We start from the raw sequence: 26,293 nt of genomic DNA, 5'->3' as shown, positions 1-26,293 counted from the left end.
TGCGTAGCAAGGCGTGGGGCGCAACGCGCGCACTCAATACCTGCCTACGGCAGGTATTGAGTGCGCGCGTTGGCGATGACGGCTTTGACCAGCGCGCGGTCGGTGTGCCGCGAGATGGCCTGTGCGCCGCGTTCTATCGCCTGAAGGCGCAGCGGGGCGGGGACGTCGTAATGCGCGCCGCTGGGGCGGTTCTGGAACGCCCGCCGGGGAATCCCGAGCTGCGCCGCCATGGCGTGCAGCTCGGGCAGGGTGTCGGCCATCAGATGCGCCCAGCGCTCGCCGCGCCAGGGGTGGACCGCATCGTCGATATAGACCGTCACCGGGTGGCCGTGGCTCAGGCCTGCGGCTTGTCGTCGCTGGCGGCCGGGGTGGCGTCGGCGGCGGCATCGGTGCCGGCCTCGTCTGCCACCGGGGCCTCTTCGCTGGCGTCGGCAGCGGTTTCGGCGTCTTCGGCGTCTTCGCCTTCTTCGCCCTCCACGCCTTCAAACTCGGACACCAGCTGGGTCAGGTACTCGTCGGCGGTCTTGCCTTCGTCGGCGGCGAGGTCGTCGATCAGCTGCTGCAGCTGGCTCGAGTATTCCAGGTTGACCTTGCGGCCTTCCTTTTCCTGCACGTTGGACAGGTGCTTGAGCATGGCCAGCATCGGGATCGGATTGTCGGCGTTGCCCATGGTCTGGCCGCCGATGGCCAGCAGCCATTCGGTGCCCTGCAGGCCGATCGCGGCCACGACCTGGCCCTCTTCGTTGGTCAGCACGGCGTGGTTCTGCACCTGCTGCTGGGCGTTGAGGCGGTTGATCGGGCGCTTGGGCTGCAGCTTCTTGCGCTTGTCGCGCTTGGCCTTGGACTGCTTGGACATGGTGGGATCTATCTGTACGTGGAAAGACCCCATTGTAATGGGGGTTGGCCGCAGACGTCGGCCATTCCGTTGAGGGTCATGCCGATACCGAACGGTGCCAACCCGCGTGCAGTCGGCTGGGGCGCGACCCTACCAGGGCGTGGCGTGACGCGGTCGTCGTCCGATTACGCGGGCGTCACCAGGCCCTGGCGCGCGCATCGTTCGGTAGGGCCGGCGTCAACGGGGCGTTTCGCGAGCATTTTCCGGTCGTCCGGGGGTCTTATCGGTCTGCCGTCCGTTCGGCCCAGCCGCGGTAGGGTCGGGTCCCAACCGACTGCCGGTCGCCCGTCCACGTCCGGGAACGCATGACCTTCAACGACATGGCGTCCGGAAACGGCCGTTCCGTTGGAGGTCATGCCCACATCGAACGTTGCCAATCCGCGTGCAGTCGGCTGGGGCGCGACCCTACCAGGGCGTGGCGCAGGCCGTGGCGCGGTCATCGTCCGGGCGTGCGGGCGTCACCAAGGCAGGGCGCGTCCATCGTCCGGGCGTGCGGGCGTCACCAGGGCGGGGCGCCCGCAACATCCGGTCGGGCGGGCGTCTGATCGACCCGCCCGACCGGCTCCCCCGGTCAGGGCGTCGCCGCCGGGGCCTGGGCGGCGTGGATGTCGGCGTCGCCGGCGGTGGGCGACAACGCGACTTCCTGTCCGGCACCGGCCAGGGCCGCCGCTTCGGCCGCCTTGGTCATCACGACGATGCTGATGCGGCGGTTGATCGGGTTGTCCGGCTGGGCCTTGTCGAACAGCACCGAGGAGGACAGGCCGACCACCCGGGTCACCTTCTCTTCGGTCATGCCACCGTCCAGCAACGCACGCCGGGCGGCGTTGGCGCGGTCGGCGCTGAGCTCCCAGTTGCTGTAGCCGTGCACCGCGTTGTAGGCGGTGGTGTCGGTATGGCCGGTGATGCTGATCCGGTTCGGCACGTGGTTGATGAACTGCGACAGCTCGCGCAGGATCTCGCGGGTGTACGGCTTGAGCGCCGCGCTGCCCATGTCGAACATCGGGCGGTTCTGCTTGTCCACGATCTGGATGCGCAGGCCTTCCGGGGTCAGGTCCAGCAGCAGCTGGTCCTTGAACGGCTCCAGCGCCTGGCTCTTGCTGATCGCCTCTTCCAGCTCCCGTTTCAGCGCTTCCAGCTGCTGCTGCTCGCGCTCGCGTTCGGTCTGCGGGATCGGCTTGGCGGTCTGCTGGGCCTGGAACGGGTCGTTGCTGTTGCCGCGCGAGATATCGGTGGCGCCGCCCAGCTTGATCATCGAGGTGCTGGCCCCGCCCGGGCCGGCCATGCCGGGCGCCGGGGTGGAGCTCTGCCCGACCAGCGGGCTGGGGTTGCGGAAGTACTCGGAAATGGCCGCGCGCTCGGGCTTGGTGGTGGCTGCCATCAGCCACAGCACCAGAAAGAACGCCATCATCGCGGTGACGAAGTCGGCGTAGGCCACTTTCCAGGCGCCGCCATGGTGGGCAGCGTGGCCGGCCTTCTTGACCCGGCGGACGATGACGGTGGGTTTGTTCTCGGCCATGGCGGTGCCTTACTTGACCGTCTTCAGGTGCTGCTCGAAGGCGCTGAAGCCCGGGCGCACGTTCGAGGGCAGGGTCTTGCGGGCGAACTCCAGCGCGATCTTCGGGTTGTAGCCCCGCAGGCAGGCCAGCAGCGCGGTCTTCACCGACTCATAGATGCGGCTGTCCTGCTCGGCGCGCGCTTCCACCGCCGCGGCCAGCGGGCTGACGAAGCCGTAGGCCAGCAGGATGCCCAGGAAGGTGCCGACCAGCGCGCCGGCCACGTGCGCGCCCACTTCGGTGATTTCCCCGCCGATCGAGCCCATGGTGATCACGATGCCCAGCACCGCGGCCACGATGCCGAAACCGGGCAGGCCGTCGGACACCTTGTTGAGCACCGCCGAGGGCTGCATCGCTTCGGCATGGTGCTTTTCCAGCTCCAGCTCCAGCAGCGGCTCCAGCTCGTGCGGCTCGATGTTGCTGCCGATCATCAGGCGCAGGCAGTCGGTGATGAAGTCGACCAGGTGGTGGTCGGCCTGCACCTTGGGGTAGTTGGCGAAGATGCTGCTTTCGGCCGGGCGCTCCACATGGTCTTCCAGCGCCATGAAGCCCTCGCGGCGGGCCTTGTTGAGCAGTTCGTAGAGCAGGCTCAGGACGTCGATGTAGTCCTGCTGCTTGTAGGCCGGGCCCTTGAACACGCCCACGGTGGCCTTCAGGGTCTGCTTGACGGTCTTGAACGGGGTGCCGACCAGGAACGCGCCCAGTGCCGCGCCGCCGATGATGACCAGCTCATAGGGCTGCCATAAGGCAGCCAGCTTGCCGTGCGCGCCGATGTAGCCGCCGAGCACGCTGATGATGACGATGAGGAATCCAACGATGATGAGCATGGGGCCGGCGCGGAGTAGGGGATACCTCCATGTCGGCCCCGTTCCCGGTTTTCTGAAGGGGACCGTTCGCTCAATGTCACACTTTTGCAGATTCAGCCGGCCGGCTGGGCCTCGGCTCCGCCGCGCTGCAGCAGATCCGGATACGCCTGTCCGTTCGGGGTGAACGACAGCGAGACCGAGTTCAGGCAGTGCCGCTCGTGGGTCGGCGGCGGACCATCGGGGAACACATGGCCGAGATGGCTGTCACACCGCGCGCAGACGATTTCCGTGCGGACCATGCCGTGGCTGATGTCGCGGATCTCGCGCACGTGGGCCGGGTCGAACGGGGCGAAGAAGCTGGGCCAGCCGGTGCCGGAGTCAAACTTGGTGCTGGACCGGAACAGTGGCAGCCCGCACAGGCGGCAGCCGTAGACGCCGTCCTGCTTGTTGTCCAGGAACACGCCGCAGAACGGCGCTTCGGTGCCGTGCTGGAGCAGCACGCGGCGTTCGTCGGCGCTGAGGCCGGCCACCAGGGCGTCGCGCTGGGCGTCGCTGGGGGGAGAGAGATCGAAGGCGGTCATCGGCGGTTCCTCGCGGGGGTGGGTTCAAGATTGGGCCGGGATGGCGGGCTTCAAGCCGACGCCCCGGCGATCCAGGCCCGTTCATGGTGCTGATACGTGCGTGGGTGCAAGGTGCAGTAACCCACCCCGCCGGAGCCTGCCATGTCCCGCCTCGTCCGCTTTGCCACTGCGCTGGGCCTGATGCTGCCGGCCATCGGCATGGCCCAGATCGGTCCGCCGCCCAGTCCCACCGCGACCCGCCCGGTGGTGGTGGCGCCGCCAACGCCGCTGCCTACTCCGGTGCGCCCCGCGCCGGTGGACAGCCTGTCCGGGCAGATGGCGCCGGTGAAATCCAACAGCCAGGTCCAGCAGCAACTGCGCAGCCATCCCATCGAGGCCCGGGGTACCGGCCCGACGCAGCCGATCCAGAGCCCCACCCTGCAGCCCAAGGTGTATGACCGCCACGGGCGGATCATTCCCGGGGCCAAGCAGGTGGGACCGAACCGGGTGCTCGATACCCGCACCGGCAAGTACTACGACGCCATTCCCAGTGGCGATGGGCAGCAGATCCGACCGTAAGCGGCGTGCACTGGCGCAGCGCATGAACGGTGCACAAACCACGCCGCACAGTCAGCTGCATCAACGCGCCATCTCACCGCTTTTTCGCCTGTGTTTAACCGTTTTCGCGCGACCCTTTGCGTGCGCCGGAACGCGGCGTATTCCGAAGGGTTTTCCAGAAGAGTGCAATCATGACCAACCAGCAGAACCAGAAAGGCGGCAAGATGCCGCAGGAACAGCAGGGCAGTCAGCAACAGCACCAGAAGGCCGGACAGCAGAACCAGCAACAGTGGGACCAGCAGAACCAGAAGGGCAAGCAGCCGGACCAGCGTCACCCCGATTCCAAACAACAGCGCTGACGCGCGGGATTGCATGACCACAGGCGGTGCGCGCAAGCGCGCCGCCTTCTGCATTCAATGGCCCTGTTCAATCCGGGATCGGCAGGGTCAGCGTTTCCTTCACCTCTTCCATCACGATGTAGCTCTTGGATTCGCGCACGTGCGGCAGGGTCAGCAGGGTGCTGCCGAGCAGCTTGCGGTACGACGCCATCTCGCTGATGCGCGCCTTGAGCAGGTAGTCGAAATCGCCCGACACCAGGTGGCACTCCAGCACGTTGGGCAGCTTCAGGGCCGCGCGGCGGAACTCCTCGAAGATGTCGCCAGATTTGTAGGCCAGGCTGATCTCCACGAACACCAGCAGGCTGGCCTTGAGGTAGTGCGGGTCGAGCTTGGCGTAGTAGCCGGTGATGGCCCCATCGCGTTCCAGTCGCCGCACCCGTTCGGTGCAGGGCGTGGTCGACAGGCCCACCCGTTCGCCCAGTTCGGTAAAGGAAATGCGGCCTTCGTCCTGCAGGATGCGCAGGATCTTGCGGTCGATCTTGTCCAGTTCGCGGGGGCGCACGGCCATCGGCGTCATCCAGGCATGGGGGTTGGCGCGACAATATCCTGTCGTTGCTCCTAAAAACAGGGCAAAAGCTTGGTTTGGCCGGAATATACTTCCGCAATTATGGTCCCGGCACGCTCCAGTGCAGGGAATGATCGGGTCGGAGAAGCTACATGCGCGTTCTAGTCCTTGGCAGCGGCGTCATCGGCACCACCAGTGCCTGGTACCTGCGGCAGGCCGGGTTTGAAGTCACGGTCGTGGACCGCCAGCCCGGTCCGGCGCTGGAAACCAGTTTCGCCAACGCCGGCCAGCTGTCGTTCGGCTACACCTCGCCGTGGGCCGCGCCGGGCGTGCCGCTCAAGGCGGTCAAGTGGCTGTTCTCCGAACATGCGCCGCTGGCCATCCGCCCCGGCCTGGACTGGCGCCAGTACCTGTGGCTGGCGCAGATGCTGCGCAACTGCACCCATGAGCGCTATGCCATCAACAAGGCGCGCATGGTGCGCATGTCCGAGTACAGCCGCGACTGCCTGAACGAGCTGCGCCAGCAGACCGGTATCGAATTCGAAGGCCGCGACCTGGGCACCACCCAGCTGTTCCGCACCCAGCAGCAGCTGGACGCCTCCGCGCAGGACATCGAAGTACTGGCCCAGTACGGGGTGCCCTACAAGGTGCTCGACCGCGACGGCATCATCGCCCACGAGCCGGCCCTGGCCGGGGTGGCCGACAAACTGGTCGGCGCGCTGTGGTTGCCGCGCGACCAGACCGGCGACTGCCAGCTGTTCACCCGGCGCCTGGCGCAGATGTGCCTGGACGCCGGCGTCGAGTTCCGCTTCGACCAGGACATCGCCGGCCTGCAGACCGACGGCGACCGCATCACCGGCGTGCGCATCGACGGCACGCTGGAAACGGCGGACCGCTACGTGGTCGCGCTGGGCAGCTATTCGCCGTCGCTGGTGGATCCGCTCGGCCTGCGCCTGCCGGTCTACCCGCTCAAGGGCTACTCGCTGACCCTGCCGATCACCAATCCGGCCATGGCCCCCACCTCGACCATCCTGGACGAGAGCTACAAGGTGGCGGTGACCCGGTTCGATGACCGCATCCGCGTGGGCGGCATGGCCGAAGTGGGCGGGTTCGACCTGTCGCTGTCGCCGCGCCGCCGCGCCACCCTGGAAAAAGTGGTGGGCGACCTGTACCCGGACGGCGGCGACCTGTCGCGCGCCGAGTTCTGGACCGGCCTGCGCCCGGCCACGCCCGATGGCACCCCGGTGATCGGCGCCACCCCGTACCGCAACCTGTTCCTCAACACCGGCCACGGCACGCTGGGGTGGACCATGGCCTGCGGTTCGGGCCGTTACCTGGCCGACCTGATGAGAGCGCGGCAGCCGCAGATCAGTACCGAAGGCCTGGATATCTTCCGCTACGGCCACACGGCCGCATCCGTTGTTCATAGTGAGCCCAAAGCATGCGCCCAGCCCGCGCGTTGATTGACCTGGACGCGTTGCGCGCCAATTTCCAGCTTGCCCGTGAACTGGGCGGCGGTCGCAAGACCCTGGCGGCCATCAAGGCCGATGCTTACGGCCACGGTGCCGTTGCCTGCGCGCGTGCGCTGCAGGGTCAGGCCGACGCGTTTGGCGTGGCCTGCATCGAAGAGGCGCTGGAACTGCGCCAGGCCGGCATCACCACGCCGATCGTGCTGCTGGAAGGTTTCTTCGACGCCGACGAGCTGCCGCTGATCGTGCAGCACGACCTGTGGTTCGCCGTGGGCGCGCCGTGGCAGGTGGAGGCAGTGTTGGCCTTCCAGACCACCGCCCTGCTGAAGATCTGGTTGAAGCTGGACAGCGGCATGCACCGCCTGGGGCTGTCGCCGGCCGACTTCCGCGCCGCGCACGCCCGCCTGAGCGCGCTGCCGCAGGTGGCGCCGATGGTGCTGATGAGCCACATGGCCCGCGCCGACGAGCTGGACAGCCTGCGCACCCGCGAGCAGGCCGACCTGTTCGCCGCCACCATCGACGGCCTGGCCGGTGAGACCAGCCTGTGCAATTCACCGGCCCTGCTGGGCTGGCCGGACGTCCGCAGCGATTGGGTGCGCCCGGGGCTGATGCTGTACGGCGCCAACCCGCTGCCCACCCATTCGGTGCTCACCGAGCGGCTGCGCCCGGTGATGACCATGCAGTCAAAAGTCTTCGCCGTGCGTGAGATCGGCATCGGCGAACCGGTGGGCTATGGCGCGCGGTTCGTCGCGCAGCGGCCCACCCGGGTGGGCGTGGTCGCCCTGGGGTATGCCGACGGCTACCCGCAGTTCGCCCCGAATGGCACCCCGGTGCAGATCGACGGGCAGCCCGGCACGCTGATCGGCCGGGTCTCGATGGACATGCTCACCGTGGACCTGACCGACCTGCCCGACGCCGGGATAGGCAGCACGGTGACCCTGTGGGGTGAGTCACCGCGGCTGGATGTGCTGGCGCCGCTGTGCGGGGTCAGCGCCTATCAGCTGCCGTGCGCGGTCAAGCGGGTACCGCACCAACACCTGGGCGGCTGAGAGGGGTGCCACGCCCGGCGTGGCGCCACCGTCAGCGGCTGGCGGTGGCGTCGCTGCGCAGGTCGCGGCGGACCCAGTCATCCACCAGCCGCTTCTCATAGCGCAGCGGGTCGGTATCGCGTTGCAGGCCGATATTGTGCAGGTAGCCGCTGTCGGACAGCTTGCGCTCGCCCTGCGCCAGCACCTGGCCCTGGGCATCGGTCAGGGTGAAGGTCAGCGCGATCCGCGGCGGGTAGATGTCGCGCAGGATGCGGATATCGTTGCCGCGCGGCCCGTGCCACGGCTCGTAGTCACCGGCGCGCTTGATGTCGGTCAGGGTCACATCCAGCGTCTGCCCCGGCTGCAGCTGCTTGCCGGCGCTGGTCTGGACGTAGGTGGCCAGCAGCTGGACCCAGTTGCCGCGCTGGGCTTCGAAGCGGTTGGTGCTTTGCCGGATCTCGGTGAACTGGGCCGGGTCGGTCCACGACACCTTGACCGGGCCATCGCCGCTCAAGGCGCGGGGCGCTTGGGGGTCGGTCACGGTACGGGGCCCAGCGGCGGTCGCGCTGCCGATCACCAACAGGCAGGTCAACAGACCGGCCACCAACGGTTTGCGGTTCATGACGACTCCTCGATCACGATCACAGACGGGATCAGGGTTTCAGTGTGATCCTGATCACCCGGTGGGACAATCGGCAATTGCGTCAGCCGCCGTAGCGGTTGCCGCCAATTCACCTACGTCGTCGCTCACGTCAATCCCACCCATGGCGCTTGACGCTACGAATACGCCCTCTGGAAGATGCTGTGTCCCTCTGTTTCGCCAGTTGCCCCCTTGACGCCCTTGCCCAGCCTGCCTACTTCCACTCTTGAACGCCCCTCTTTCATGACAGTTGCGTCCCACGCCGGGATGTACCGGAGCGTGCTGGAGCAGATGAACGCCGGCTTCTGCGTGATCGAAGTGCTGTTCGACGACAACAAGGCGGTGGATTACCGCTTCCTTGAGGTCAACGACGCCTTCGAGCGCAACACCGGGCTGGTCAACGCGCGCGGGCAGCGCATGACCGCGCTGCAGCCCGACCACGAGCCGGACTGGTTCCGCATCTACGGCCAAGTGGCCCTGACCGGCCAATCCCAGCAGTTCGAACTGGAAGCGCGTGCGCTGGGCCGCTGGTATTCGGTGGAAGCGGTGCGGGTGGGCGAGCCGGGCGACCACCAGGTGGCCGTGGTGTTCTTCGACGTCAGCAGCCGCAAGCAGATCGAAGTGGAACTGGCGGAAAGCGAGGCGCGCTTCAGTGCGCTCGCCGATGGCCTGCCCATGCCGGTGTGGGTGCTGGACGAAGCGGGCCATGCGCGCTTCGTCAACAGCGCTTTCAGCGAGTTTTTCGGCGGCGACGAACAGCGCGTGCCCGAGAACGTCTGGCGCGGCCTGGTTCATCCCGACGATGCGTCGGTATTCGATTACGAGCTGCAGGAAGCACTGAAGGCGCAGCGGTCGATGCATGCGCTGGTGCGTGGCCTGCGTGCCGATGGCCAATGGCGCTGGCTGGAAATGAATGCCCGCCCGCGCTTCTCGCGCATGGGCCATTTCATCGGCCTGGCCGGCAGCAGCCCGGACGTGACCGAGCGCCGCGAAATTGAAATGGCGCGCGAGGAGCTGCTGCAGTCCGAGCGCGCCGCGCGCAGTGCCGCTGAAAACATGGCGCGGCTCAAGGACGAGTTCCTGGCCACGCTGTCGCACGAACTGCGCACCCCGCTGACCACCATCTTGGGCTGGAGCGAACTGCTGCTGCAGCGTGTGGATGCCACCAGCCCGCTGTACAAGGGCCTGGGCGTGATCGCCAACAGTGCGATGGCGCAGAAGCGCCTGATCTCGGACATGCTCGACCTGAGCAGCATGCTGCTGGGCAAGGTGCAGCTGGAAGTGGAAGTGCTGGACCTGCGCGCGCAGCTGACCGAAGCCATGCGGGCGCAGGAACTGGTGGCCGAAGGCAAGGCACTGCACATGACCCTGGCGCTGCCTGACGAGCCCACGCTGGTGCTGGGCGACGCCACGCGGCTGCAGCAGGTGCTGTGGAACCTGTTGTCCAACGCGATCAAGTTCACCCCGGCCGAAGGCACCGTGGCCGTCACCCTGGCGAGCGATGGCGGCCACTGGTCGATCAGCGTGGCCGACACCGGCGACGGCATCGCCCCCGAATTCCTGCGGCACCTGTTCAGCCGCTTCCGCCAGGCCGATGGCACCACCACCCGCCGCCATGGCGGTCTCGGGCTGGGCCTGGCGATTGCGCAGCAGCTGGTGGAGCTGCACGGCGGCACCGTGGCGGCCACCAGCGAGGGTGCCGGCCACGGCGCCACGTTCACCGTGCGCCTGCCGCGCTACCAGCCGCAGGCCGACGGCCGCCCGCTGCGCGAGGTGTTCAGTGGCCCCATAGGGGAACAGGTGATCGAGCCGTTCCCGCTCAAGGGCCTGCACCTGCTGGCAGTGGAAGACCAGCCCGAAGTGCTCGAATACCTGCGCAGGCTGTTGGAGGAGCAGGGCGCCGAAGTCACCGCGGCCGCATCGGCGGGCGAGGCACTGGCCCTGCTGGACCGGGGCGGGCATGAAGGCATCGACGTGCTGCTGACCGACATCGGCATGCCGGGCATGGACGGTTACGGCCTGGTACGGACGCTGCGCGAGGACATCGGCGTGGAAGCGCAGGTGCTGCCGGCGGTGGCGGTCACCGCGCTGGCCCGCGCCGACGACCGCAAGCGGGCGCTCGCCTCCGGGTTCCAGGAGCATGTGGCCAAGCCGTATTCGGTGGCCCAGCTGGTCTCGGCCGTGCGCAGCGTACTGGCCGAGCAGCGCCGGTAACCCCGCACACGTACCCCACAGGAGTCCCCATGTCCCGTTACGCCCCGACCATCCATACCGATCCGGCCCGGATCGCGGCGCTGGAAGCCCTGCTGCCGCAGCTGCGCGGCCAGACCCACGTCGAGATCACCCTGGACGACGGCACCCGCCTGCTGGGCACCGTCGCGGTGCAGCCCACCCTGCAGCAGTATCGCGATGCCGAGGAGAACGAGGGCAGCAATGGCCAGCTGCGGCTCGACGACCTGGATACCCCGGTGCAGCAGCACCTGGTGTGGCTCGACCGGATCGCCAGCATCCGCCAGCTGCCCCCGGTCGAGTAACCCCGCGCCGGGCAGACCGGCATCATGGGGCTTAAGCGGTCGCCCTGCGCGCGGTAACGCCCGCACGGCGACACAAAGCGCAGGGCCGGCACGAAGCGGCAGCGCCTGCGCTCATCCCCGCATCAGTGCACGAACACCTCGGGCTCGGCCTCGAAACGCCGTGCATACGCGCGTTCGTCGGCCACCCGCGAGACCTCGTCGTCGGCCATGTCCGGCGCGCCATACACCGCGTACGCCACCGTGCCGTCGGCCTGCTTGCCGACCTGGTGCAGGCGGTAGCGTGAGTGACCGCCGCCGGTGTCCTGGGGGTAGTGCACCGGGGGCTGGGCGCCCTCGATGTCCATCTCGCTGTTGTCGACCACGCCACCGACAAACAATGCACGCATGAGCCATCTCCATCGCAAATGAGCCTCCACCCTGACGGTTTGGATGTTGCCGGGGCATCAACATGGCGTTGAATAAACGCAAATCGGGCCCGGGCGGAGGCGATCCGGGCGAACCGGTAGAATGGCGGTCTCTTTTCAAGATGTGCCCCCTCTCGATGGCTGCCCAGCACGACGCTCCCCTGGAAACCCTGTTCCTGCCGTTCGCCAGTGGCGTGCTGTCCTGGCCCGCCGGCCCGGTGCTGTTCCTGCGCGCCCGCGACGGCTGGCCGCTGCGCGAGCACGCCCAGCCGACCCAGCTGGTCTGCGAGCAGAGCTTCCGGCCGTTCGCCGATGCGCTGGAAGCCAGTGGCTGGACCGTCCGCGACGAGCAGCAGCTGGCCGACGACAGCACCCGCTACGCGGTGGTGCTGGTGCTGCCGCCGCGCCAGCGTGAGGAAGCCAAGGCGCTGTTTGCCCGCGCCGTGGCGCTGGCCGCCCCGGGCGGGGTGGTGGTGGCCTGCCAGCACAACAACGAAGGCGCCCGCTCCGGCGAAGGCGACCTGCAGCAGCTGACCGGCCTGGGCGGCAAGCTCACCAAGAACCACTGCCGTGCCTACTGGACCGCGCCGCTCGATGGCCAGCACGATGCCGCGCTGGCCAAGCGCTGGGCCACCCTGGACGCGCCCCGTGCGATTCTGGGCGGCCGCTTCCAGAGCCGCCCGGGCATCTTCGCCTGGGACCGCATCGACCCGGCCTCGGCGCTGCTGGTGGAGCAGCTGCCGGCCGACCTGGCCGGGCGCGGTGCCGACCTGGGCGCCGGTTTCGGTTACCTGTCCGCCGAAGTGCTGGCCCGTTGCCCCGGCGTGACCGGGCTGGACCTGTATGAGGCCGAAGGCCGCGCGCTGGCGCTGGCCCACACCAATCTGGACGCGCTCGGCGCGCCGGCCGCGCTGGCCTACCACTGGCAGGACGTGACCGCCGGGATCGAGGCGCAGTACGACTTCATCGTGACCAACCCGCCGTTTCACACGCCCTCGCGTGCCGATCGCCCCGACATCGGCCAGCGCTTCATTGCCGTGGCCGCGCAGGCGCTGCGCCCGGGTGGCCGCATGTGGCTGGTGGCCAACCGTCACCTGCCGTACGAGCAGATTCTCAACGAGAGCTTCGGCCAGGTCCGCGTGGCCGCCGAGCGCGACGGCTTCAAGCTGATCCAGGCCACCAAGGCCAGCAAGACCGCCACGCCGGTCCGGGCGCCGCGGGAACGTGAGCCGTCGTGGGGCCGCGGAGGCCGCGCGTGAAGCTGGTCAAGCTTCTGGCCAACCTGGGCTATGGCAGCCGCAAGCAGGTGCAGGGGATGTTCCGCGACGGCTTGGTCACCGATGCCGACGGCGAGGTGCTGTACACCGATGACGTGGTCGCGCACGAGGCGATCCGGGTCGAGGGCGAACCGCTGGACCCGCCGCAGGGCCTGACCCTGATGCTGCACAAGCCGCGCGACTACACCTGTTCGACCAAGGACAAGGGCCGGTTGATCTACGACCTGCTGCCGCCGCGTTTCCGCGAACGTTCGCCGCTGTTGTCGTCGGTGGGCCGGCTGGACCGTGACACCAGCGGCATGCTGCTGATGACCGACGACGGCGCGTTGCTGCACCGCATCGTCTCGCCCAAGTCGCGCCTGGACAAGGCCTATGAGGTCACCCTGGCCGAAGACCTGCGTGGCGATGAAACCGCGCGCTTTGCCAGCGGTACGCTGCTGCTGGAATCGGACGACAAGCCGCTGCTGCCGGCCGAACTGCACGTGCAGTCGCCGCGCCAGGCGCAGCTGGTGCTGCACGAAGGCCGTTACCACCAGGCGCGGCGCATGTTCGCGGCGGTGGGCAACCACGTCGCGGCGCTGCACCGCAGCCGCATCGGCGGGCTGACCCTGGGCGACCTCGGCGAAGGGCAGTGGCGCATCCTGGATGCCGCCGATCTTGAAACGCTCTTCAACGTGCCATGACCGCGATTGCCGCGTTGCCGTTCCTGCCGGACGCCGTCATCTTCGACATGGACGGCCTGATGATCGACAGCGAGCGGGTGTCGGTCGCCTGCTGGACGCAGGCGGCGCACGAGCTGGCGCTGCCGCTCGCCGATGACTTCTGGTTGCGCTTCGTCGGCTTGGGCGACCGCGACTGCGAGCGCCTGTTGCTGCAGCACATCGATGCCGGGCAGGTGGCGGCGTTGTTCGCGCGCTGCCATGACCTGTACGAAGCGCGCACGCAGGAAGGCCTGCCGCTGCGTCCGGGCATCCTGGACCTGCTGCAGCTGCTGCACGACCACGGCATCGCGCGCGCGGTGGCCACCTCGACCCGCCAGCCCCGCGCGTCGCGCAAGCTGGCCGCGGCCGGGCTGCTGCCGTTCTTCGAAGTGGTGGTGACCAGCAGCGACGTGGCCCACCCCAAGCCGGCCCCGGACATCTACCTGCTGGCCGCGCAGAAGCTGGGCAAGGACCCGGCGCGCTGCCTGGCACTGGAAGACTCACCGGCCGGCATCCGTGCCGCGGTGGGCGCGGGCATGACCGCGATCCAGGTACCCGACCTGGTGCACCCCGACGACGACCTGCGCGCCCTGGGCCACCGCATCGTCGACTCGCTGGCAGACGCGCACACGCTACTGCTGCCGCATCTGCGGTAAACGGCGTTCCAACTGGCGAGCAGCGTCTCCGGCCAGGGTCATGCCCACCATCGGCCGGTGCACGGAACGTAGACCCCGGTAGGGTCGGTTCCCAAACGACCGCCGATACCGCCGATCGGCGCGGCGAACGCATGTCCGCCGCCGAAGATCGCCTCGGTCTCACGCTCGCAAACCTCCCTCTTCGGCCAAGGTCATGCCCACCATCGGCCGGGACACGGCACGTGCGGTCGTCTGGGAAGCGACCCTACCAGCGATGGCCCACCAGCGCGTTGGTCGACGACGTTGATGGTCCGCCAGCGCGTTGGTCGAAGACACTGGTGGCGCGACAGCACGATGTCGACGACACCGGCGGCACGCTGCTTCCGGCATGTCGCGTGGAGGATGGACACATGTGGCCCGCCGCATCTGCCATTTGGGGACACGGAACGCGGACCCCGGTAGGGTCGGTTCCCAAACGACCGCCGATACCGCTGATCGGCGCGACGAACGCATGACGTCCGCCGAAGACCGCCTCGGCCTCACGCCCGCGAACCTCCTTCTTCGGCCAGGGTCATGCCCAGCATCGGCCGGGACACGGCACGTGCGGTCGTCTGGGGAGCGACCCTACCAACGATGGCCCAACATCACGTTGGTCGACGACGTTGGTGGCGCGCCGCATCTGCCATCCGCACGTCGCGCGGACCCCGGTAGGGTCGGTTCCCAAACGACCGCCGGTACCGCCGATCGGCGCGACGAACGCATGTCCGCCGCCGAAGATCGCCTCGGCCTCACGCCCGCAAACCTCTCTCTTCGGCCAAGGTCATGCCCACCATCGGTCGGGACACGGCACGTGCGGTCGTCTGGGGAGCGACCCTACCAACGAGGGTCCGCCAGCGCGTTGGGTGACCACATCGCTGGCTCATCAGCACCTCGGCCGACGGCACCGGCGTGCCATCCGCACGTCGCGCGGACCCCGGTAGGGTCGGTTCCCAAACGACCGCCGACACCGCTGACCGGCGCGACGAACGCATGACCTCCGCCGAAGACCGCATCACGGCCCCCGAAAACCGCACCACTTGGCTGCCACCAGGCTCGGTTCCCCACCAACACCACACCCCATCCAGGCACAAAAAAACCCGGCACGCTGGCCGGGCTTTCCTGTCACTGCATCAACCGCGCATCACACCCGGCCGAACACCAGCGCTGCGTTGGTGCCGCCGAAGCCGAAGCTGTTGGACATCACCGTGTTCAACTGCGCATCCTGGCTTTCGCGCACGATCGGGAAGCCTTCCACCAGCGGGTCCAGCTCGCCGATGTTGGCCGAGCCGGCGATGAAGCCGTCGCGCATCATCAGCAGGCAGTAGATCGCTTCGTGCACGCTGGCTGCGCCCAGCGAATGGCCCGACAGCGCCTTGGTCGACGACAGCGGCGGCACGTCCTGGCCGAACACTTCGCGCACGGCCTTCAGCTCGGTCACATCGCCCAGCGGGGTGGAGGTGCCGTGCGTGTTGAGGTAGTCGATCGGGCCGCTCAGGTTGGCCATGGCCATGTTCATGCAGCGCACCGCGCCTTCACCGGACGGGGCGACCATGTCGGCACCGTCGGAGGTGACGCCGTAGCCCACCAGTTCGGCATAGATGCGCGCGCCACGTGCCACGGCGTGGTCGTAATCTTCCAGCACCAGCATGCCGCCGCCACCGGCGATGACGAAGCCGTCGCGGTCCTTGTCGTACGGGCGCGAGGCGCTGGCCGGGGTGTCGTTGAAGCGGGTGGACAGCGCGCCCATGGCGTCGAACATCACGCTCATCGACCAGTGCAGGTCTTCACCGCCGCCGGCGAACATCACGTCCTGTGCGCCATGGCGGATCAGGTCAGCCGCCGCGCCGATGCAGTGCGCCGAGGTGGCGCAGGCCGCAGACAGCGAGTAGCTCAGGCCCTTGATCTGGAAGGCGGTGGCCAGGCAGGCCGACACGGTGGAGCACATCGTGCGCGGCACCATGTACGGGCCCACCTTGCGCACGCCACGGGCGCGCAGGATGTCGGCCGATTCGACCTGCCACTGGCTGGAGCCGCCGCCGGAACCGGCGATCAGGCCGGTGCGCGGATTGGCGACCTGCGCCTGGTCCAGACCGGCATCGGCGATCGCATCGCGCATGGCGATGTAGGCGTACGCCGAGGCATCGCTCATGAAGCGCTTGACCTTGCGGTCGATCTGCGCGTCCAGGTCCAGTTCGATGTTGCCACCGACGTGGCTGCGCAGGCCGGCTTCGGCATGGTCGGGCAGGTGGCGGATGCCGGCGCGGCCTTCACGCAGTGCGCTGGAGACCGTGTCCAGATCGTTGCCCAGGCACGAGGTGATGCCCATTCCGGTAATGACGACGCGACGCATCAGAAGTTCTCGGTGGAAGTGAACAGACCTACGCGGAGGTCTTTGGCGGAGTAGATTTCGCGGCCGTCCACCAGCATGCGGGCGTCGGCCTGGGCCATCACCAGCTTGCGGTTGATGACGCGGGTAATGTCGATTTCGTAGCTGACCAGCTTGGCCTCGGGCAGTACCTGGCCAGTGAACTTCACTTCACCGCAGCCGAGGGCGCGGCCACGGCCGGGCGCGCCCAGCCAGGTGAGGTAGAAGCCGGTGAGCTGCCACATGGCATCCAGGCCAAGGCAGCCGGGCATGACCGGGTCGCCGATGAAGTGGCAGCCGAAGAACCACAGGTCCGGGCGGATATCCAGTTCGGCGCGTACCAGTCCCTTGCCGTGGGGGCCGCCGTCGTCGCGGATGTCGGTGATGCGATCGAACATCAGCATCGGATCGTTGGGCAGGCGACCGCTGCCCGGGCCGAACAGTTCACCGCGGGCGCTGGCCAGCAGTTGTTCGCGCGAGAACGCGTGGAGACGAGTCATGGAAAGCGCAATCCTGAAGAAGCCATCGGGTAAAGCCGGCCATGGGCAGGCTGTGTTGCTGGAACCAAGTGCGCAAGAGTGCAGAGGAAAAGTGATTCAATCAAACGTTTTAACCGTACGCCGGCGTAGTGTTTTCAGCTTGAAAAACGCATGTTGTTGTTATGAAAAGACCATACTCAGGCGTGTGGCTGTAATCTTGTTCATCTACGCATCTGCTTCCAGGTCCGAGTCTTCCCGCCGTGTCTGTTCTGCGCAAAATCATCCATGTGGACATGGACGCGTTCTACGCGTCGGTGGAGCAGCGCGACGATCCGTCGCTGCGCGGCAAGCCGGTGGTGGTGGCGTGGAAGGGGGCACGTTCGGTGGTGTGCGCGGCGTCGTACGAGGCGCGGGTGTTCGGGATCCGCTCGGCGATGCCGGCGCTGCGTGCGGAGCGGTTGTGTCCGGATGCGGTGTTCGTGCCGCCGGACTTTGTGCGCTACAAGGCGGTGTCGCGGCAGGTGCGGGAGATTTTCCTGCGGCATACGGATCTGGTGGAGCCGTTGTCGTTGGATGAGGCGTATCTGGATGTGACGGTGCACAAGGGGGGGATGACGGTGGCGACGGAGATCGCGGCGATCATCCGTGGGGAGATCCGTGAGGAGACGTCGTTGACGGCGTCGGCGGGGATCGCGCCGAACAAGTTCCTGGCGAAAATCGCATCGGACTGGCGCAAGCCGGACGGTCAGTTCGTGGTGCCGCCGCATCGGGTGGAGCAGTTTCTGACGCCGCTGGCGGTGAACCGGGTGCCGGGGGTGGGGAAGGTGATGGCGGGGAAGCTGGCAGAGTTGGGGATCGTGACGGTGGGCGATCTGCGGTCATTGCCGCTGGAGGTGTTGGAGGGGCGGTTCGGGACGTTTGGTGCGCGGTTGTTCAATCGGGCGCGGGGGATCGATGAGCGGGCGGTGGAGCCGGACCAGCCGGTGCAGTCGATTTCGTCGGAAGATACGTTCGCGGAGGATTTGCCGTTGGAGGCGCTGGAGGCGGCGATCGTGGAGTTGGCGGGGAAGACGTGGCGGGCGACGCGGAAGACGGAGCGGGTGGGGCACACGGTGGTGCTGAAGTTGAAGACGTCGCAGTTCCGGATCATTACGCGGAGTTTTACGCCGGAGTCGCCGCCGGAATCGGGTGAGGAGTTGCGCGATATCGCGCTGGCGTTGCGGGCGCGGGTGGATCTGCCGGCGGAGACGCGGTATCGGTTGGTGGGGGTGGGGTTGGGCGGGTTCCGCGAGCGCGAGGCGGTGAGCCAGCCTGGGCTGTTTGATCATCTGGATGGCGAGTGATTTTCGCTTGTGGCGGACAGCTAGAAGCTGAAGGCTAGAAGCGAACAGCGAACAGCGAACAGCGAACAGCTGAGAGCCAGTGCGTTGGTGCGTGCCTGATGAGGGGCTGGGTGGCGCGTTGGGGCGGGCAACGGCAACATTCGCTCAACTTTCATCGTGCACGTGATGCTTGTCGTGCTCGGGATTTTCCGCTCGGTGGGGTCGCGTCCCGATCGACTGCCGATACTCTCTCAACGTTCTGTTGTGGCATCAAACTAAACAACGCGGTTCTTCTTCTTTGACGCGTTACATCGATTCTTCTGCTGCTACGTACGGCATCACGGCCACTCCACTTCGCACGGATGTCCAACGAACCTACGCCATGCATATCGTGCTCGGAATGCACTACCCGGTAGGGTCGCATCCCGATCGACTGCCGATGCGCTGTCAACGTTCTGTTGTGGCATGAAAAAACCAACGCCGCGCTTTTTCTCTAACGCGTCACATCGCTTTTCTCCGCCGCGTGTCACACCATCACGGCCACTGCATTTCCCCCTTTGCAACCTTCGCACTGATCTCCAACGAACCCACGCCTTGCAGGGTCGGGTAACGCTTTTTCATCGCGGCGATCAAGGCGTCTGCGTTCTTGCTGCGTGCGGATTCTTCATCAAAGGCGCGGATGTAATCGGCGGTGAAGGTGAGGGCGGTGGCGTCGAGTGCGGCACCGCGGGCGTAGTGGCCGGGGATGACGTGGGTGGGCTTGAGGGCCGCGAGGGTGGTGAGGGTGGTCAGCCAGTCGGTGTGCGATTGGGGGCTTTGGGTGTCGGCCATCCAGACGTGTTCGCCGGCGACCACCGGGATGCCGCCGACGAGGGTGCGCAGGCTGGGTATCCAGAGCACGGTGCGGTCGGGGGTGGGGCCGTGGAGGCCGATGAGGGTCAGCGGCTGGCCCTCGAGGGTGAGGGTGTCGCCCTGGAGGACGTCGGGGATGACGATGCGGCTGGGTTTGTCGGCGCCCATCTTCGGGCCCCAGTAGGCAAGCTTGCCGGCCTGGGTGGCGGTGATGTGGGCGACGGTCTGGGCGGTGGCGACGATGCGGGCGTGGGGGAAGGCGTCCTGCAGGGTGGCCAGGCCGAAGTAATAATCGGGGTCGCCGTGGCTGATGTAGATGGTGGTCAGCTGCTTGCCGGACGCACGGATGCGCTGCACCAGCTGGGCGGCGTCGGACGCGGCGAACTGGGCGTCGATCAGGATCGCGTCGTGTTGGCCGGTGATCAGGGTCGAGGCGACGGAGAACAGGGCGGTGTCGCCGGGGTGGTACGGCTGTACCTGCAGCGCGTGGGCATCGGCGGTGGCCGCGGCGGCGTGACCGACGTCAGGAGCGCTCAGGCCCAGTGACGTGCCGATAGCCAGCGCCAGGGCAAGGGTGGTGCGGGGAAGGTGGGGCATCGGGGTGATCCTGTGCAGAACGATTCTCGTAGAGCCGGGCTCTGCCCGGCTCCTCTCGGCTCATGCGTGGCGCCGTCGGCGGCGCGTCAATACGCAACCGTGGCGATCTGCCGCACGTACTGCGGGGTTTCAATCTCGCTGACGAAGGCGTCGGCGTAGTCGGGGTAGCTGATCCGGCTGTGGCCGTCATCGCCGACCAGGAAATTCGTCGCCTGGGTGCGGAAGCCACCGCGCTGCGGGCCGGGGCCGATCTCGGCGGCGGGCGAGTAGAAGGTCCAGTCCAGGTCGTCGACGGCCTGCAGCTGCTTGAGGGTGTCGCGCGCGGCCAGGGCGACCGGCTTGTAGGCATCCGGGAAGCCTTCGGTATCCACCAGCTGCACGCCGGGGGCGACTTCCAGGCTGCCGGCGCCGCCGACCATGATGAAGCGGGGCACGCCCGCCTGGCGCGCGGCCTTGACCAGCGCGGCGCTGGTGGTGGTCACGGTGCTGGGTGCATCACCCGGGCGCGGGCCGAAGGCGCTGGCCAGCACGTCGTGGCCGGCGATCACCGCCGCCAGGGCGTCGGTGTCGTCGAGCGCGGCGACGGCCAGCTGGGCGCCGTCCAGTTCGGCCGGCAGGTCGGTTTCACGGCGCACGATGGCGGTGACCTGATGGCCGCGGGCGAGGGCCTGGCGGGTGATTTCACGGCCGATGTTGCCGGTGGCACCAACAAGAGCGATTTTCATGGGGGCAGATCCGTTGAGGAAGGAAGGCCAGCGTATGCCCCTGGAATCGAACGAAAAACCGCGTATAACGGGCTAATTTGTTGCACGGATCGATCAAATGGACCGGATGACGGCGATGAACGTGTTCGTGGAGGTGGTCGAGCGCGGCAGCCTGACCGCGGCAGCCGATGCGTTGGACATGTCGCGGGCGATGGTGACCCGCTACCTGGCCGAGGTGGAGCGCTGGCTGGGCGCGCGGTTGCTGCACCGGACCACGCGCCGGATCAGCCTGACCGGCCCGGGCGAGGCGGCGCTGCTGCGGTTCCGGCAAATGCTGGCGATCGGCGATGAACTGCACGGCGAACTGGCCACCGACAACCCCGAGCCGCACGGGTTGATCCGGGTCACGGCGAGCGTGTCGTTCGGGCAGATCCACCTGGCCGCTGCGGTGGCCGACTTCGTGAAGCGGTATCCGCTGACGCGGGTGGAACTGCTGCTGGTGGACCGGGTAGTCAACCTGGTGGAGGAGCGCGTCGATATCGCAGTGCGCATTTCGCGCGCGATCGACCCGGCACTGATCGCGCGACGGTTGGCACCGTGCCGTTCGGTGCTGTGCGCGGCGCCGTCGTACCTGGCCGAACGCGGTGCGCCGGCCACGGCCGACGCGCTGGCCGCGCACAACTGCCTGACCCACCATTACGTGGGCAAGAGCGTGTGGCACCTGCAGCGCGATGGCCGCGCGATCGCGGTGGCGGTGGGCGGCAACATCAGCGCCAACGAAGCATCGCTGCTGCTGGAAGCGGTGCGCGCCGGCGCGGGTATCGCGATGCTGCCGACGTACCAGATCGCCCCGTTGCTGCGCAGTGGCGAGTTGATTGAAGTGCTGCCCGATTACCAGGTGGAAGGGCTGGATATCCACGCGGTGTATGCCTCCCGCCGGCAGCTGCCGACGATCATGCGCAGCTTCCTGGATTTCCTGGTGGAACGCTTTGCCAGCCCGGAATTCCTGGCGCAACTGTAAACGCACCCCCGGTAGAGCCGACCGTTGGTCGGCTGCACTTGAACCGGCACGYGCGCATCAGCACGCCGTGCACCCGCAACCGCAGCGGGCGCGTGCAGCCGACCAACGGTCGGCTCTACCCGGGCGTGCATCGGCATCACACACGCACCTCCGTACAATGGCGCTTCCCTGCTGTGGAAGTGAGCATTGCCTTGTCGTATCCGTATCCGTTGGTGGTGTTCGATCTGGATGGCACGCTGGTGGACAGCGCCGCCGATATTGCCGAGGCGTTGAACCGCACGCTGCAGGACTGGCAGTTGCCCCGCGTGCCGGAGGCCACGGTACTGACCTGGATCGGCGATGGCGTGCGCCGGCTTGTCGAACAGGCGTTCACCGCGGCTGGCAGTGACATCGATCTGGACACGGTCATGCCCGGTTTCATGCGGCACTACGAGGCCTGCCTGCTGCGCAGCCCGCGTCTGTTCGATGGTGTGAGCGAAACGTTGGCGGCATTGCGCGAGCGTTCGGTGACGCTCGCGATCTGCACGAACAAGCCGTCCGCGCTGGTGGCGCCGTTGCTGCAGCACTTCGGGCTGCAGGATCAGTTTGCGCTGGTGCTGGGCGGCGATTCGTTGCCGGAACGCAAGCCCAGTGGTGCGCCGTTGCGGCATATCGCCGCGCACTTCGAGGTGGCCGTTGGGGCCGCCTTGATGGTGGGCGATTCGATTACCGATTACCGGGCCGCGGTGGACGCGGGCATGCCGGTGGCGCTGGTGCGCTATGGCTATCCGCGTGGGCTGGATCTGGACAACGTCGAGGCGGTGGCCGTGGTGGATGATCTGCGGGAATTACTGGTGCTGTAACCGGCGGCGGTTGACACGTGTGCCGACCAACGGTCGGCACCTACCCGGTTCAATGATTGTGCCGACCAACGGTCGGCACCTACCCGGGGCAATCAGGTGTGCCGACCAACGGTCGGCACCTACCCGGGGCAATCAGGTGTGCCGACCAACGGTCGGCACCCACGCGGCGCCGGTGCCGCCGTCCAGATCCCTTATTTCGGCTGGTAGCGCACGCTCAGGCGGTACTCGCGGCCGGGCTGGTTGTACCAGGCCACCGTTTCGTAATCGCGGTCGAACACGTTGCTGACCCGGCCGAGCACCGACCAGTCGCGGCTCAGTGCGTATTCCAGGCGCAGGTCGAGCGTGCCGTACCCGGCCAGGCGCACGGTGTTGGCGGCGTTGTCGTAGCGCTTGCCGGCACCGTTGGCGGTCACGCCGGCGCGGAACCCACCGAAGCTGCGGTCGATGTCCAGGCGGGCGGTGTTCTGAGCGCGGCGCGCCAGCCAGTTGTCGAACTGCGCGCTGCCGTTGGTGCGGTTGCGCGGATCGGTGTGGCTGAGCTGGGCGTTCACGTCGAACCCGGCCAGGGTGATGCCACCGGTCAACTCGGCACCGCGGATACGCGCCTTCTCCACCTGCGACATCATGAAGGTGGTGGAATCGTAGGTGATCAGGTCATCGATGCGGGTTTCATACAGGTCCAGGCCCCAGCGCCAGCCGTCGCCCTGCTGGGCGATGCCGACGTTGGCGCTCTTCGATTTTTCCGGGTCCAGGCCCGGCACGCCGCTCCACGGGTCGTACAGATCGCTGAAGGTCGGAGCCTTGAACGCGGTGCCGTAGCTGGCGTTGAGGCGGAACCCGCTCCCCAGCTCCAGGCCCCAGCCCAGGCTGCCGGTGGTGTGGTTGCCGAACTGTTCGTTGTCGTCGTTGCGCACGCTGGCCTGCAGGTGGTGCGCGCCGAAACGGCCCTGGTACTGCACGAACACGCCGGTATTGTCGCGGCTGTCGACGAGGTAACCGGCGCTGCTGCCGTCCAGGTTGTCCTGGCTCCAGTCCACGCCGGCGCTGAGCAGCTGGCCCTCGGCGATGCCCACGTCGGCCTGCACCGAGGCGCTGTTGCGGTGGGTCTGCGCCGCACCCAGCCAGGTGCTGCCGTTGTAGTTGTCCGATTCGTTGTCGGCACGCCCGACGTTGGCGGTCAGGGTGAAGCGCTCGCTGGGGGTGTAACGCACCTTGCCGCCCAGCACCTGCTGCAGCGTTTCCGAATAGTTGTAGTAACCGTCGTAGTGGTTCTCGCCTTCGGCGCGCAGCGCGGTCCCTTCCACGCTCAGCGCATCGGTCAGCGCGTAACCGCCGCGCAGGCTCATCGACAGGTTGCGGTAGCCGTCGCGGTCGGGCTCATCGGCACCGCAGCCGGCGAAGGTCGCGGCATCGCCGCGGCACGAGTTGATACCGTCGGTGTGCTGGTAGGCGATGTCGGTGCCGAACCAGCCACGCGCGCCGCTGCCGCCGAAGCCGCCGCTGGCTTCGCGCAGGCCGTTGCTGCCGCCACCCACCTGGAAGTGCGGGGCGAAGCTGCCGGCGTTGCGGCGGGTGAAGATCTGGATCACGCCACCGATCGCGTCGGCACCGTACAGGCTGGACTGCGGGCCGCGTACGATTTCGATGCGCTCGATCTGCGCCAGCGGCAGGTCCTGGATCATGGCCAGGCCCAGGTCGCCGGTGTTGATGCGCACGCCGTCCACCAGCACCAGGGTGTGGGCCGAGTTGGTGCCGCGCAGGAAAAGCGAGCTCTGCTTGCCCAGCCCGCCGCTGTTGTTGAGGTTGATGCCGGCGCGGCCGCGCAGCAGGTCCTGCAGCGACGGCGCCTGGCTGCGCTCGATCTCGGCGCGGTCGATCACCTGCGCCGGGGAGATGCTGTCCTGCAGGGCGATCGGGGTGCGGGTGGCGGTGACCAGCACCTGGTCCAGCGCGGTGGCCTCGTCCTGGGCCGACGCCAGCAGGGGCAGGGCCGACAGCACGGCCAGGGAAAGGACTTGGATCTGCAGCTTCATCGATGACTCCATGCACCGCGCACGCCCGCGCGGCAAGGGGTGGGGATGATCGCGCTGCAGGGATGGATCGACGGTGGGCGGACGCGCGCACGGCGCCGCTTGCCGCCGCCATGCCCGCCGCATCGCAACCAGTCGTCTTCCAGGCCGGTCTCCGGGCTTGCGGGCCGATGGCCAGGGCCATCGCACCCGGCGCCTTCCCATGCGCAAGCACAGTGGCGTAATGCCGGGTGTTTCCACGCTTACCGTTGCGGGGGCAGCGCCGGAGTGGCAGGCAAGGGTCTGCTGCGTCACCGGCTTCCCGTTTCAACCTGCCGGCATGCGCCGCAGGTCACCTGGAAGTGCGCGCAGTGTAGAGCAAAGGCCTGCCTGCGGCAGCCGGCGCGGCGGGGTGGTACGGAGCGAGCGGTTAGAATGCCCCTCGTTCCACGATGTGATGCCCATGACCCCTTCGAGGTTGCAGCACCGTTCCGCTCCATCCACCGCGCAGGCAGCGGCGTGATCCTGGACCTGATCCGCCACGCCAGCACCGGCCGTGACGGCCACCTGGACGGGCGCACCGACCCCGTGCTGGAAGACGGCAGTACCGACGCCCTGTGCGCACGCTATGCGGGGCTGCCCTGGCAACGCGTGGTGAGCTCGCCCCGCCAGCGTGCGCTGGCCACCGCCGATGCGCTCGCGTTGCCGCACGGGGTGGAGGTGGTGGCCGACGAGGAGTGGGCCGAACTCGACTTCGGCGACTGGGATGGGCAGGCGCTGCATGCGCTGCCGATGCAGGAGCTGTCGGCGTTCCACCTGGACCCGCACGCCAACCCGCCGCCGCACGGCGAAAGCTGGGGTCACTTCGAGCGCCGCATTGCCCGTGGCCTGCACCGGCTGCTGGATGACCCCGACCCGCTGCCCACCCTGATCGTCAGCCATGGCGGCCCCTTGCGGATGGTGCTGTCGCAGGTGTGTGGCCTGCCGATGGCAATGTGCTGGGCACTGCGCATCGACCACGGCACCCGCCTGCAGCTGCGCGTGGAGCGCGAGGACGACCGCCTGTGGGGCGAACTGCTGGAACTGCAGCAGCCTTGATCGCGCGCGGTGCGCACCTGCGTAGCGCCGGGCTCTGCCCGGCTGGCGGCGGATGTGGTGTTGCATGCACGTAGAGCCGGGCTCTGCCCGGCTCTACGACGTCTCGTCGTCCGGTTCGAACGGCGGCACGTCGTCGGTGTCGGCTTCATCATCGCGACGTTCGGCGGTGCGGTCGTAGACCGGGCCGGACGCCGGCGGTGCCTTTTTCAGGGGCTTGTCGGCGATGATGGCCTCGTACTCGGCCACCAGTTCGGTGCGGCGTGCTTCGGGCAGTTCCTGCCAATGGCAGTCCTGCAGCGCGCCTTCCAGCGAGTAGAGCAGGTTGAGGCTGGGCTTGAAGCCGGCGCGGCGCACCTTCACGAACGCGCCGACCGCGCCGATCGCGGTCAGCTCCTCGGGCGTGCGCAACCCGACCTGGCGCAGCCAGGCTGCGCTCTTGGGACCGATGTTGCGCAGCTTGGTGCTCATCCCAGGGCCTCGACGAACACCGCAGCGATCGCCTCCAGGCCGGCCTGGTCGTCGGCGTCGAAACGCGCCAGCGAGGGGCTGTCCAGGTCGAACACGCCGATCAGGGTGTCGCCGTGGACCAGCGGCACCACCAGTTCCGAGCGCGACGCCGAATCACAGGCGATGTGGCCGGGGAAGGCATCCACGTCTTCGATGCGCTGGGTCACGCGCTGGCTGGCCGCCGCGCCGCACACGCCCTTGTCCAGCGGGATGCGCACGCAGGCCGGCAGCCCCTGGAACGGGCCGACCACCAGCTCGGTGCCGTCGAAGAAGTAGAAGCCCACCCAGTTCAGGTGCGGCAGGGCGTGGTAGACCAGGGCCGACAGGTTGGCCGCATTGGCGATGCGGTCGCGCTCGCCGTGTACCAATGCGCGGGCCTGGGCCAGCAGCTGGCCGTACTGTTCCGGCTTGCTGCCGGTGAGCGTGGAAGTATCGAACATGCCCGGAGTCTAGCAAGCAGCAGGCCGCGCCGGGACCGTCGATAATGCACCGCTC

The 26,293-nt window shown here is 67.8% G+C and carries 28 protein-coding genes and 1 riboswitch; of the genes, 13 read left to right on the top strand and 15 right to left on the bottom strand.

Annotated features, from left to right (window positions below; genetic code table 11):
- Positions 1–44: 44 nt before the first annotated feature.
- From AC1DCJ_RS04325 to msrB, 5 genes are all read right to left on the bottom strand, one after another.
- Positions 45–320, bottom strand: coding sequence for a DUF4031 domain-containing protein (locus tag AC1DCJ_RS04325; RefSeq protein ID WP_137191158.1), 276 nt, complete (start codon positions 318–320; stop codon positions 45–47).
- Between the two features lie 14 nt (positions 321–334).
- The gene (locus AC1DCJ_RS04320) at positions 335–856 is read right to left on the bottom strand and encodes a hypothetical protein (RefSeq protein WP_478070202.1); all 522 of its coding nucleotides are present in this window, start codon (positions 854–856) and stop codon (positions 335–337) included.
- Positions 857–1,466: 610 nt separating this feature from the next.
- Positions 1,467–2,411, bottom strand: a complete 945-nt coding sequence (motB, locus tag AC1DCJ_RS04315) for a flagellar motor protein MotB (RefSeq protein ID WP_137191156.1) — start codon at positions 2,409–2,411, stop codon at positions 1,467–1,469.
- A gap of 9 nt (positions 2,412–2,420) precedes the next feature.
- Positions 2,421–3,275: a flagellar motor stator protein MotA gene (motA, locus tag AC1DCJ_RS04310; RefSeq protein ID WP_038690720.1), complete on the bottom strand. Its 855-nt coding sequence runs from the start codon at positions 3,273–3,275 to the stop codon at positions 2,421–2,423.
- Positions 3,276–3,367: 92 nt separating this feature from the next.
- Entirely contained in the window at positions 3,368–3,835 is a 468-nt protein-coding gene (gene msrB / locus AC1DCJ_RS04305; protein WP_038690718.1) for a peptide-methionine (R)-S-oxide reductase MsrB, read from the bottom strand.
- A gap of 141 nt (positions 3,836–3,976) precedes the next feature.
- Here msrB and AC1DCJ_RS04300 point away from each other — a divergent pair, with 141 nt between their 5' ends.
- Together AC1DCJ_RS04300 and AC1DCJ_RS04295 are read left to right on the top strand one after the other, a co-directional pair.
- Positions 3,977–4,393, top strand: coding sequence for a classical arabinogalactan protein 4 (locus tag AC1DCJ_RS04300; RefSeq protein ID WP_478070201.1), 417 nt, complete (start codon positions 3,977–3,979; stop codon positions 4,391–4,393).
- 170 nt (positions 4,394–4,563) lie between these two features.
- Positions 4,564–4,731 carry a lana protein gene (locus AC1DCJ_RS04295; protein ID WP_128097454.1) on the top strand — a complete coding sequence of 56 codons (168 nt, stop codon included), beginning with the start codon at positions 4,564–4,566 and terminating at the stop codon, positions 4,729–4,731.
- 67 nt (positions 4,732–4,798) lie between these two features.
- Here AC1DCJ_RS04295 and AC1DCJ_RS04290 read toward each other — a convergent pair whose 3' ends face one another.
- Positions 4,799–5,278, bottom strand: a complete 480-nt coding sequence (locus AC1DCJ_RS04290) for a winged helix-turn-helix transcriptional regulator (protein WP_038690714.1) — start codon at positions 5,276–5,278, stop codon at positions 4,799–4,801.
- A gap of 149 nt (positions 5,279–5,427) precedes the next feature.
- On the opposite strand from AC1DCJ_RS04290, the gene AC1DCJ_RS04285 reads away from it, so the two are divergent.
- Both AC1DCJ_RS04285 and alr read left to right on the top strand, forming a co-directional pair.
- Positions 5,428–6,738: a D-amino acid dehydrogenase gene (locus AC1DCJ_RS04285; protein ID WP_478070200.1), complete on the top strand. Its 1,311-nt coding sequence runs from the start codon at positions 5,428–5,430 to the stop codon at positions 6,736–6,738.
- Positions 6,717–7,793, top strand: coding sequence for an alanine racemase (gene alr / locus AC1DCJ_RS04280; RefSeq protein ID WP_478070199.1), 1,077 nt, complete (start codon positions 6,717–6,719; stop codon positions 7,791–7,793). Before AC1DCJ_RS04285 ends, alr begins: the two co-directional genes overlap by 22 nt.
- 31 nt (positions 7,794–7,824) lie before the next feature.
- On the opposite strand, the gene AC1DCJ_RS04275 is transcribed toward alr, so the two are convergent.
- Positions 7,825–8,394 carry a DUF3016 domain-containing protein gene (locus AC1DCJ_RS04275; protein WP_478070198.1) on the bottom strand — a complete coding sequence of 190 codons (570 nt, stop codon included), beginning with the start codon at positions 8,392–8,394 and terminating at the stop codon, positions 7,825–7,827.
- A 261-nt stretch (positions 8,395–8,655) separates the two neighbouring features.
- Between AC1DCJ_RS04275 and AC1DCJ_RS04270 the strand changes: the two genes are divergently transcribed.
- Positions 8,656–10,626: a hybrid sensor histidine kinase/response regulator gene (locus tag AC1DCJ_RS04270; RefSeq protein WP_478070197.1), complete on the top strand. Its 1,971-nt coding sequence runs from the start codon at positions 8,656–8,658 to the stop codon at positions 10,624–10,626.
- A gap of 29 nt (positions 10,627–10,655) precedes the next feature.
- Entirely contained in the window at positions 10,656–10,946 is a 291-nt protein-coding gene (locus AC1DCJ_RS04265; protein WP_137191148.1) for a DUF3247 family protein, read from the top strand.
- 122 nt (positions 10,947–11,068) lie between these two features.
- On the opposite strand, the gene AC1DCJ_RS04260 is transcribed toward AC1DCJ_RS04265, so the two are convergent.
- Positions 11,069–11,332: a hypothetical protein gene (locus tag AC1DCJ_RS04260; protein WP_038690707.1), complete on the bottom strand. Its 264-nt coding sequence runs from the start codon at positions 11,330–11,332 to the stop codon at positions 11,069–11,071.
- A 155-nt stretch (positions 11,333–11,487) separates the two neighbouring features.
- Here AC1DCJ_RS04260 and AC1DCJ_RS04255 point away from each other — a divergent pair, with 155 nt between their 5' ends.
- Genes AC1DCJ_RS04255 through AC1DCJ_RS04245 form a run of 3 tightly spaced genes read left to right on the top strand, consistent with a single transcriptional unit; the run spans position 11,488 to position 13,984 of the window.
- Positions 11,488–12,609 (top strand): class I SAM-dependent methyltransferase, encoded by a 1,122-nt coding sequence (locus AC1DCJ_RS04255; RefSeq protein WP_478070196.1) that lies wholly within the window; start codon positions 11,488–11,490, stop codon positions 12,607–12,609.
- Complete coding sequence (locus tag AC1DCJ_RS04250; RefSeq protein ID WP_038690702.1) at positions 12,606–13,310, top strand: pseudouridine synthase; 705 nt, start codon at positions 12,606–12,608, stop codon at positions 13,308–13,310. Before AC1DCJ_RS04255 ends, AC1DCJ_RS04250 begins: the two co-directional genes overlap by 4 nt.
- Positions 13,307–13,984 (top strand): HAD family hydrolase, encoded by a 678-nt coding sequence (locus AC1DCJ_RS04245; RefSeq protein WP_313425518.1) that lies wholly within the window; start codon positions 13,307–13,309, stop codon positions 13,982–13,984. The genes AC1DCJ_RS04250 and AC1DCJ_RS04245 overlap by 4 nt, the downstream gene beginning before the upstream one ends.
- Positions 13,985–15,143: 1,159 nt before the next feature.
- On the opposite strand, the gene fabB is transcribed toward AC1DCJ_RS04245, so the two are convergent.
- Both fabB and fabA read right to left on the bottom strand, forming a co-directional pair.
- Positions 15,144–16,352 carry a beta-ketoacyl-ACP synthase I gene (gene fabB, locus AC1DCJ_RS04240; RefSeq protein WP_137191145.1) on the bottom strand — a complete coding sequence of 403 codons (1,209 nt, stop codon included), beginning with the start codon at positions 16,350–16,352 and terminating at the stop codon, positions 15,144–15,146.
- Complete coding sequence (fabA, locus tag AC1DCJ_RS04235; protein ID WP_038690696.1) at positions 16,352–16,867, bottom strand: 3-hydroxyacyl-[acyl-carrier-protein] dehydratase FabA; 516 nt, start codon at positions 16,865–16,867, stop codon at positions 16,352–16,354. The genes fabB and fabA overlap by 1 nt, the downstream gene beginning before the upstream one ends.
- Positions 16,868–17,106: 239 nt before the next feature.
- Here fabA and dinB point away from each other — a divergent pair, with 239 nt between their 5' ends.
- Positions 17,107–18,189: a DNA polymerase IV gene (gene dinB / locus AC1DCJ_RS04230; protein WP_141058512.1), complete on the top strand. Its 1,083-nt coding sequence runs from the start codon at positions 17,107–17,109 to the stop codon at positions 18,187–18,189.
- A 513-nt stretch (positions 18,190–18,702) separates the two neighbouring features.
- Here dinB and AC1DCJ_RS04225 read toward each other — a convergent pair.
- Together AC1DCJ_RS04225 and AC1DCJ_RS04220 are read right to left on the bottom strand one after the other, a co-directional pair.
- On the bottom strand, positions 18,703–19,617 hold the full coding sequence (locus AC1DCJ_RS04225) for an MBL fold metallo-hydrolase (RefSeq protein ID WP_478070195.1): 915 nt from the start codon (positions 19,615–19,617) through the stop codon (positions 18,703–18,705).
- Between the two features lie 86 nt (positions 19,618–19,703).
- Entirely contained in the window at positions 19,704–20,342 is a 639-nt protein-coding gene (locus AC1DCJ_RS04220; RefSeq protein ID WP_137191142.1) for an NAD(P)-dependent oxidoreductase, read from the bottom strand.
- Between the two features lie 97 nt (positions 20,343–20,439).
- On the opposite strand from AC1DCJ_RS04220, the gene AC1DCJ_RS04215 reads away from it, so the two are divergent.
- Both AC1DCJ_RS04215 and gph read left to right on the top strand, forming a co-directional pair.
- Positions 20,440–21,342, top strand: coding sequence for a LysR family transcriptional regulator (locus AC1DCJ_RS04215; protein WP_313246228.1), 903 nt, complete (start codon positions 20,440–20,442; stop codon positions 21,340–21,342).
- A gap of 191 nt (positions 21,343–21,533) precedes the next feature.
- Positions 21,534–22,184, top strand: a complete 651-nt coding sequence (gene gph / locus AC1DCJ_RS04210) for a phosphoglycolate phosphatase (RefSeq protein ID WP_478070194.1) — start codon at positions 21,534–21,536, stop codon at positions 22,182–22,184.
- Between the two features lie 191 nt (positions 22,185–22,375).
- Here gph and btuB read toward each other — a convergent pair whose 3' ends face one another.
- Entirely contained in the window at positions 22,376–24,217 is a 1,842-nt protein-coding gene (gene btuB, locus AC1DCJ_RS04205) for a TonB-dependent vitamin B12 receptor (protein WP_478070193.1), read from the bottom strand.
- A 125-nt stretch (positions 24,218–24,342) separates the two neighbouring features.
- Positions 24,343–24,568, bottom strand: a riboswitch (cobalamin riboswitch).
- A 60-nt stretch (positions 24,569–24,628) separates the two neighbouring features.
- Here btuB and AC1DCJ_RS04200 point away from each other — a divergent pair.
- Complete coding sequence (locus AC1DCJ_RS04200; protein ID WP_241659016.1) at positions 24,629–25,291, top strand: histidine phosphatase family protein; 663 nt, start codon at positions 24,629–24,631, stop codon at positions 25,289–25,291.
- A gap of 93 nt (positions 25,292–25,384) precedes the next feature.
- On the opposite strand, the gene AC1DCJ_RS04195 is transcribed toward AC1DCJ_RS04200, so the two are convergent.
- Complete coding sequence (locus tag AC1DCJ_RS04195) at positions 25,385–25,759, bottom strand: TfoX/Sxy family protein (RefSeq protein ID WP_478070192.1); 375 nt, start codon at positions 25,757–25,759, stop codon at positions 25,385–25,387.
- A complete protein-coding gene (locus AC1DCJ_RS04190) occupies positions 25,756–26,238 on the bottom strand; it encodes a GAF domain-containing protein (protein ID WP_038690679.1) in 483 nt (160 codons plus the stop codon). The genes AC1DCJ_RS04195 and AC1DCJ_RS04190 overlap by 4 nt, the downstream gene beginning before the upstream one ends.
- Between the last annotated feature and the right edge of the window lie 55 nt (positions 26,239–26,293).

The organism is Stenotrophomonas sp. 10N36 (genome assembly GCF_056395005.1).
This window is presented reverse-complemented; position numbering and strand designations above follow the sequence as displayed.

Excerpts from the sequence above, each read along its gene's own strand:
- AC1DCJ_RS04320 (WP_478070202.1), bottom strand. The coding sequence starts at position 856 with ATGTCCAAGCAGTCCAAGGCCAAGCGCGACAAGCGCAAGAAGCTGCAG.
- motB (WP_137191156.1), bottom strand. The coding sequence starts at position 2,411 with ATGGCCGAGAACAAACCCACCGTCATCGTCCGCCGGGTCAAGAAGGCC.
- motA (WP_038690720.1), bottom strand. The coding sequence starts at position 3,275 with ATGCTCATCATCGTTGGATTCCTCATCGTCATCATCAGCGTGCTCGGC.
- msrB (WP_038690718.1), bottom strand. The coding sequence starts at position 3,835 with ATGACCGCCTTCGATCTCTCTCCCCCCAGCGACGCCCAGCGCGACGCC.
- AC1DCJ_RS04300 (WP_478070201.1), top strand. The coding sequence starts at position 3,977 with ATGTCCCGCCTCGTCCGCTTTGCCACTGCGCTGGGCCTGATGCTGCCG.
- AC1DCJ_RS04295 (WP_128097454.1), top strand. The coding sequence starts at position 4,564 with ATGACCAACCAGCAGAACCAGAAAGGCGGCAAGATGCCGCAGGAACAG.
- AC1DCJ_RS04290 (WP_038690714.1), bottom strand. The coding sequence starts at position 5,278 with ATGGCCGTGCGCCCCCGCGAACTGGACAAGATCGACCGCAAGATCCTG.
- AC1DCJ_RS04285 (WP_478070200.1), top strand. The coding sequence starts at position 5,428 with ATGCGCGTTCTAGTCCTTGGCAGCGGCGTCATCGGCACCACCAGTGCC.
- alr (WP_478070199.1), top strand. The coding sequence starts at position 6,717 with ATGCGCCCAGCCCGCGCGTTGATTGACCTGGACGCGTTGCGCGCCAAT.
- AC1DCJ_RS04275 (WP_478070198.1), bottom strand. The coding sequence starts at position 8,394 with ATGAACCGCAAACCGTTGGTGGCCGGTCTGTTGACCTGCCTGTTGGTG.
- AC1DCJ_RS04270 (WP_478070197.1), top strand. The coding sequence starts at position 8,656 with ATGACAGTTGCGTCCCACGCCGGGATGTACCGGAGCGTGCTGGAGCAG.
- AC1DCJ_RS04265 (WP_137191148.1), top strand. The coding sequence starts at position 10,656 with ATGTCCCGTTACGCCCCGACCATCCATACCGATCCGGCCCGGATCGCG.
- AC1DCJ_RS04260 (WP_038690707.1), bottom strand. The coding sequence starts at position 11,332 with ATGCGTGCATTGTTTGTCGGTGGCGTGGTCGACAACAGCGAGATGGAC.
- AC1DCJ_RS04255 (WP_478070196.1), top strand. The coding sequence starts at position 11,488 with ATGGCTGCCCAGCACGACGCTCCCCTGGAAACCCTGTTCCTGCCGTTC.
- AC1DCJ_RS04245 (WP_313425518.1), top strand. The coding sequence starts at position 13,307 with ATGACCGCGATTGCCGCGTTGCCGTTCCTGCCGGACGCCGTCATCTTC.
- fabB (WP_137191145.1), bottom strand. The coding sequence starts at position 16,352 with ATGCGTCGCGTCGTCATTACCGGAATGGGCATCACCTCGTGCCTGGGC.
- fabA (WP_038690696.1), bottom strand. The coding sequence starts at position 16,867 with ATGACTCGTCTCCACGCGTTCTCGCGCGAACAACTGCTGGCCAGCGCC.
- AC1DCJ_RS04225 (WP_478070195.1), bottom strand. The coding sequence starts at position 19,617 with ATGCCCCACCTTCCCCGCACCACCCTTGCCCTGGCGCTGGCTATCGGC.
- AC1DCJ_RS04220 (WP_137191142.1), bottom strand. The coding sequence starts at position 20,342 with ATGAAAATCGCTCTTGTTGGTGCCACCGGCAACATCGGCCGTGAAATC.
- AC1DCJ_RS04215 (WP_313246228.1), top strand. The coding sequence starts at position 20,440 with ATGGACCGGATGACGGCGATGAACGTGTTCGTGGAGGTGGTCGAGCGC.
- btuB (WP_478070193.1), bottom strand. The coding sequence starts at position 24,217 with ATGAAGCTGCAGATCCAAGTCCTTTCCCTGGCCGTGCTGTCGGCCCTG.
- AC1DCJ_RS04200 (WP_241659016.1), top strand. The coding sequence starts at position 24,629 with ATGCCCCTCGTTCCACGATGTGATGCCCATGACCCCTTCGAGGTTGCA.
- AC1DCJ_RS04195 (WP_478070192.1), bottom strand. The coding sequence starts at position 25,759 with ATGAGCACCAAGCTGCGCAACATCGGTCCCAAGAGCGCAGCCTGGCTG.
- AC1DCJ_RS04190 (WP_038690679.1), bottom strand. The coding sequence starts at position 26,238 with ATGTTCGATACTTCCACGCTCACCGGCAGCAAGCCGGAACAGTACGGC.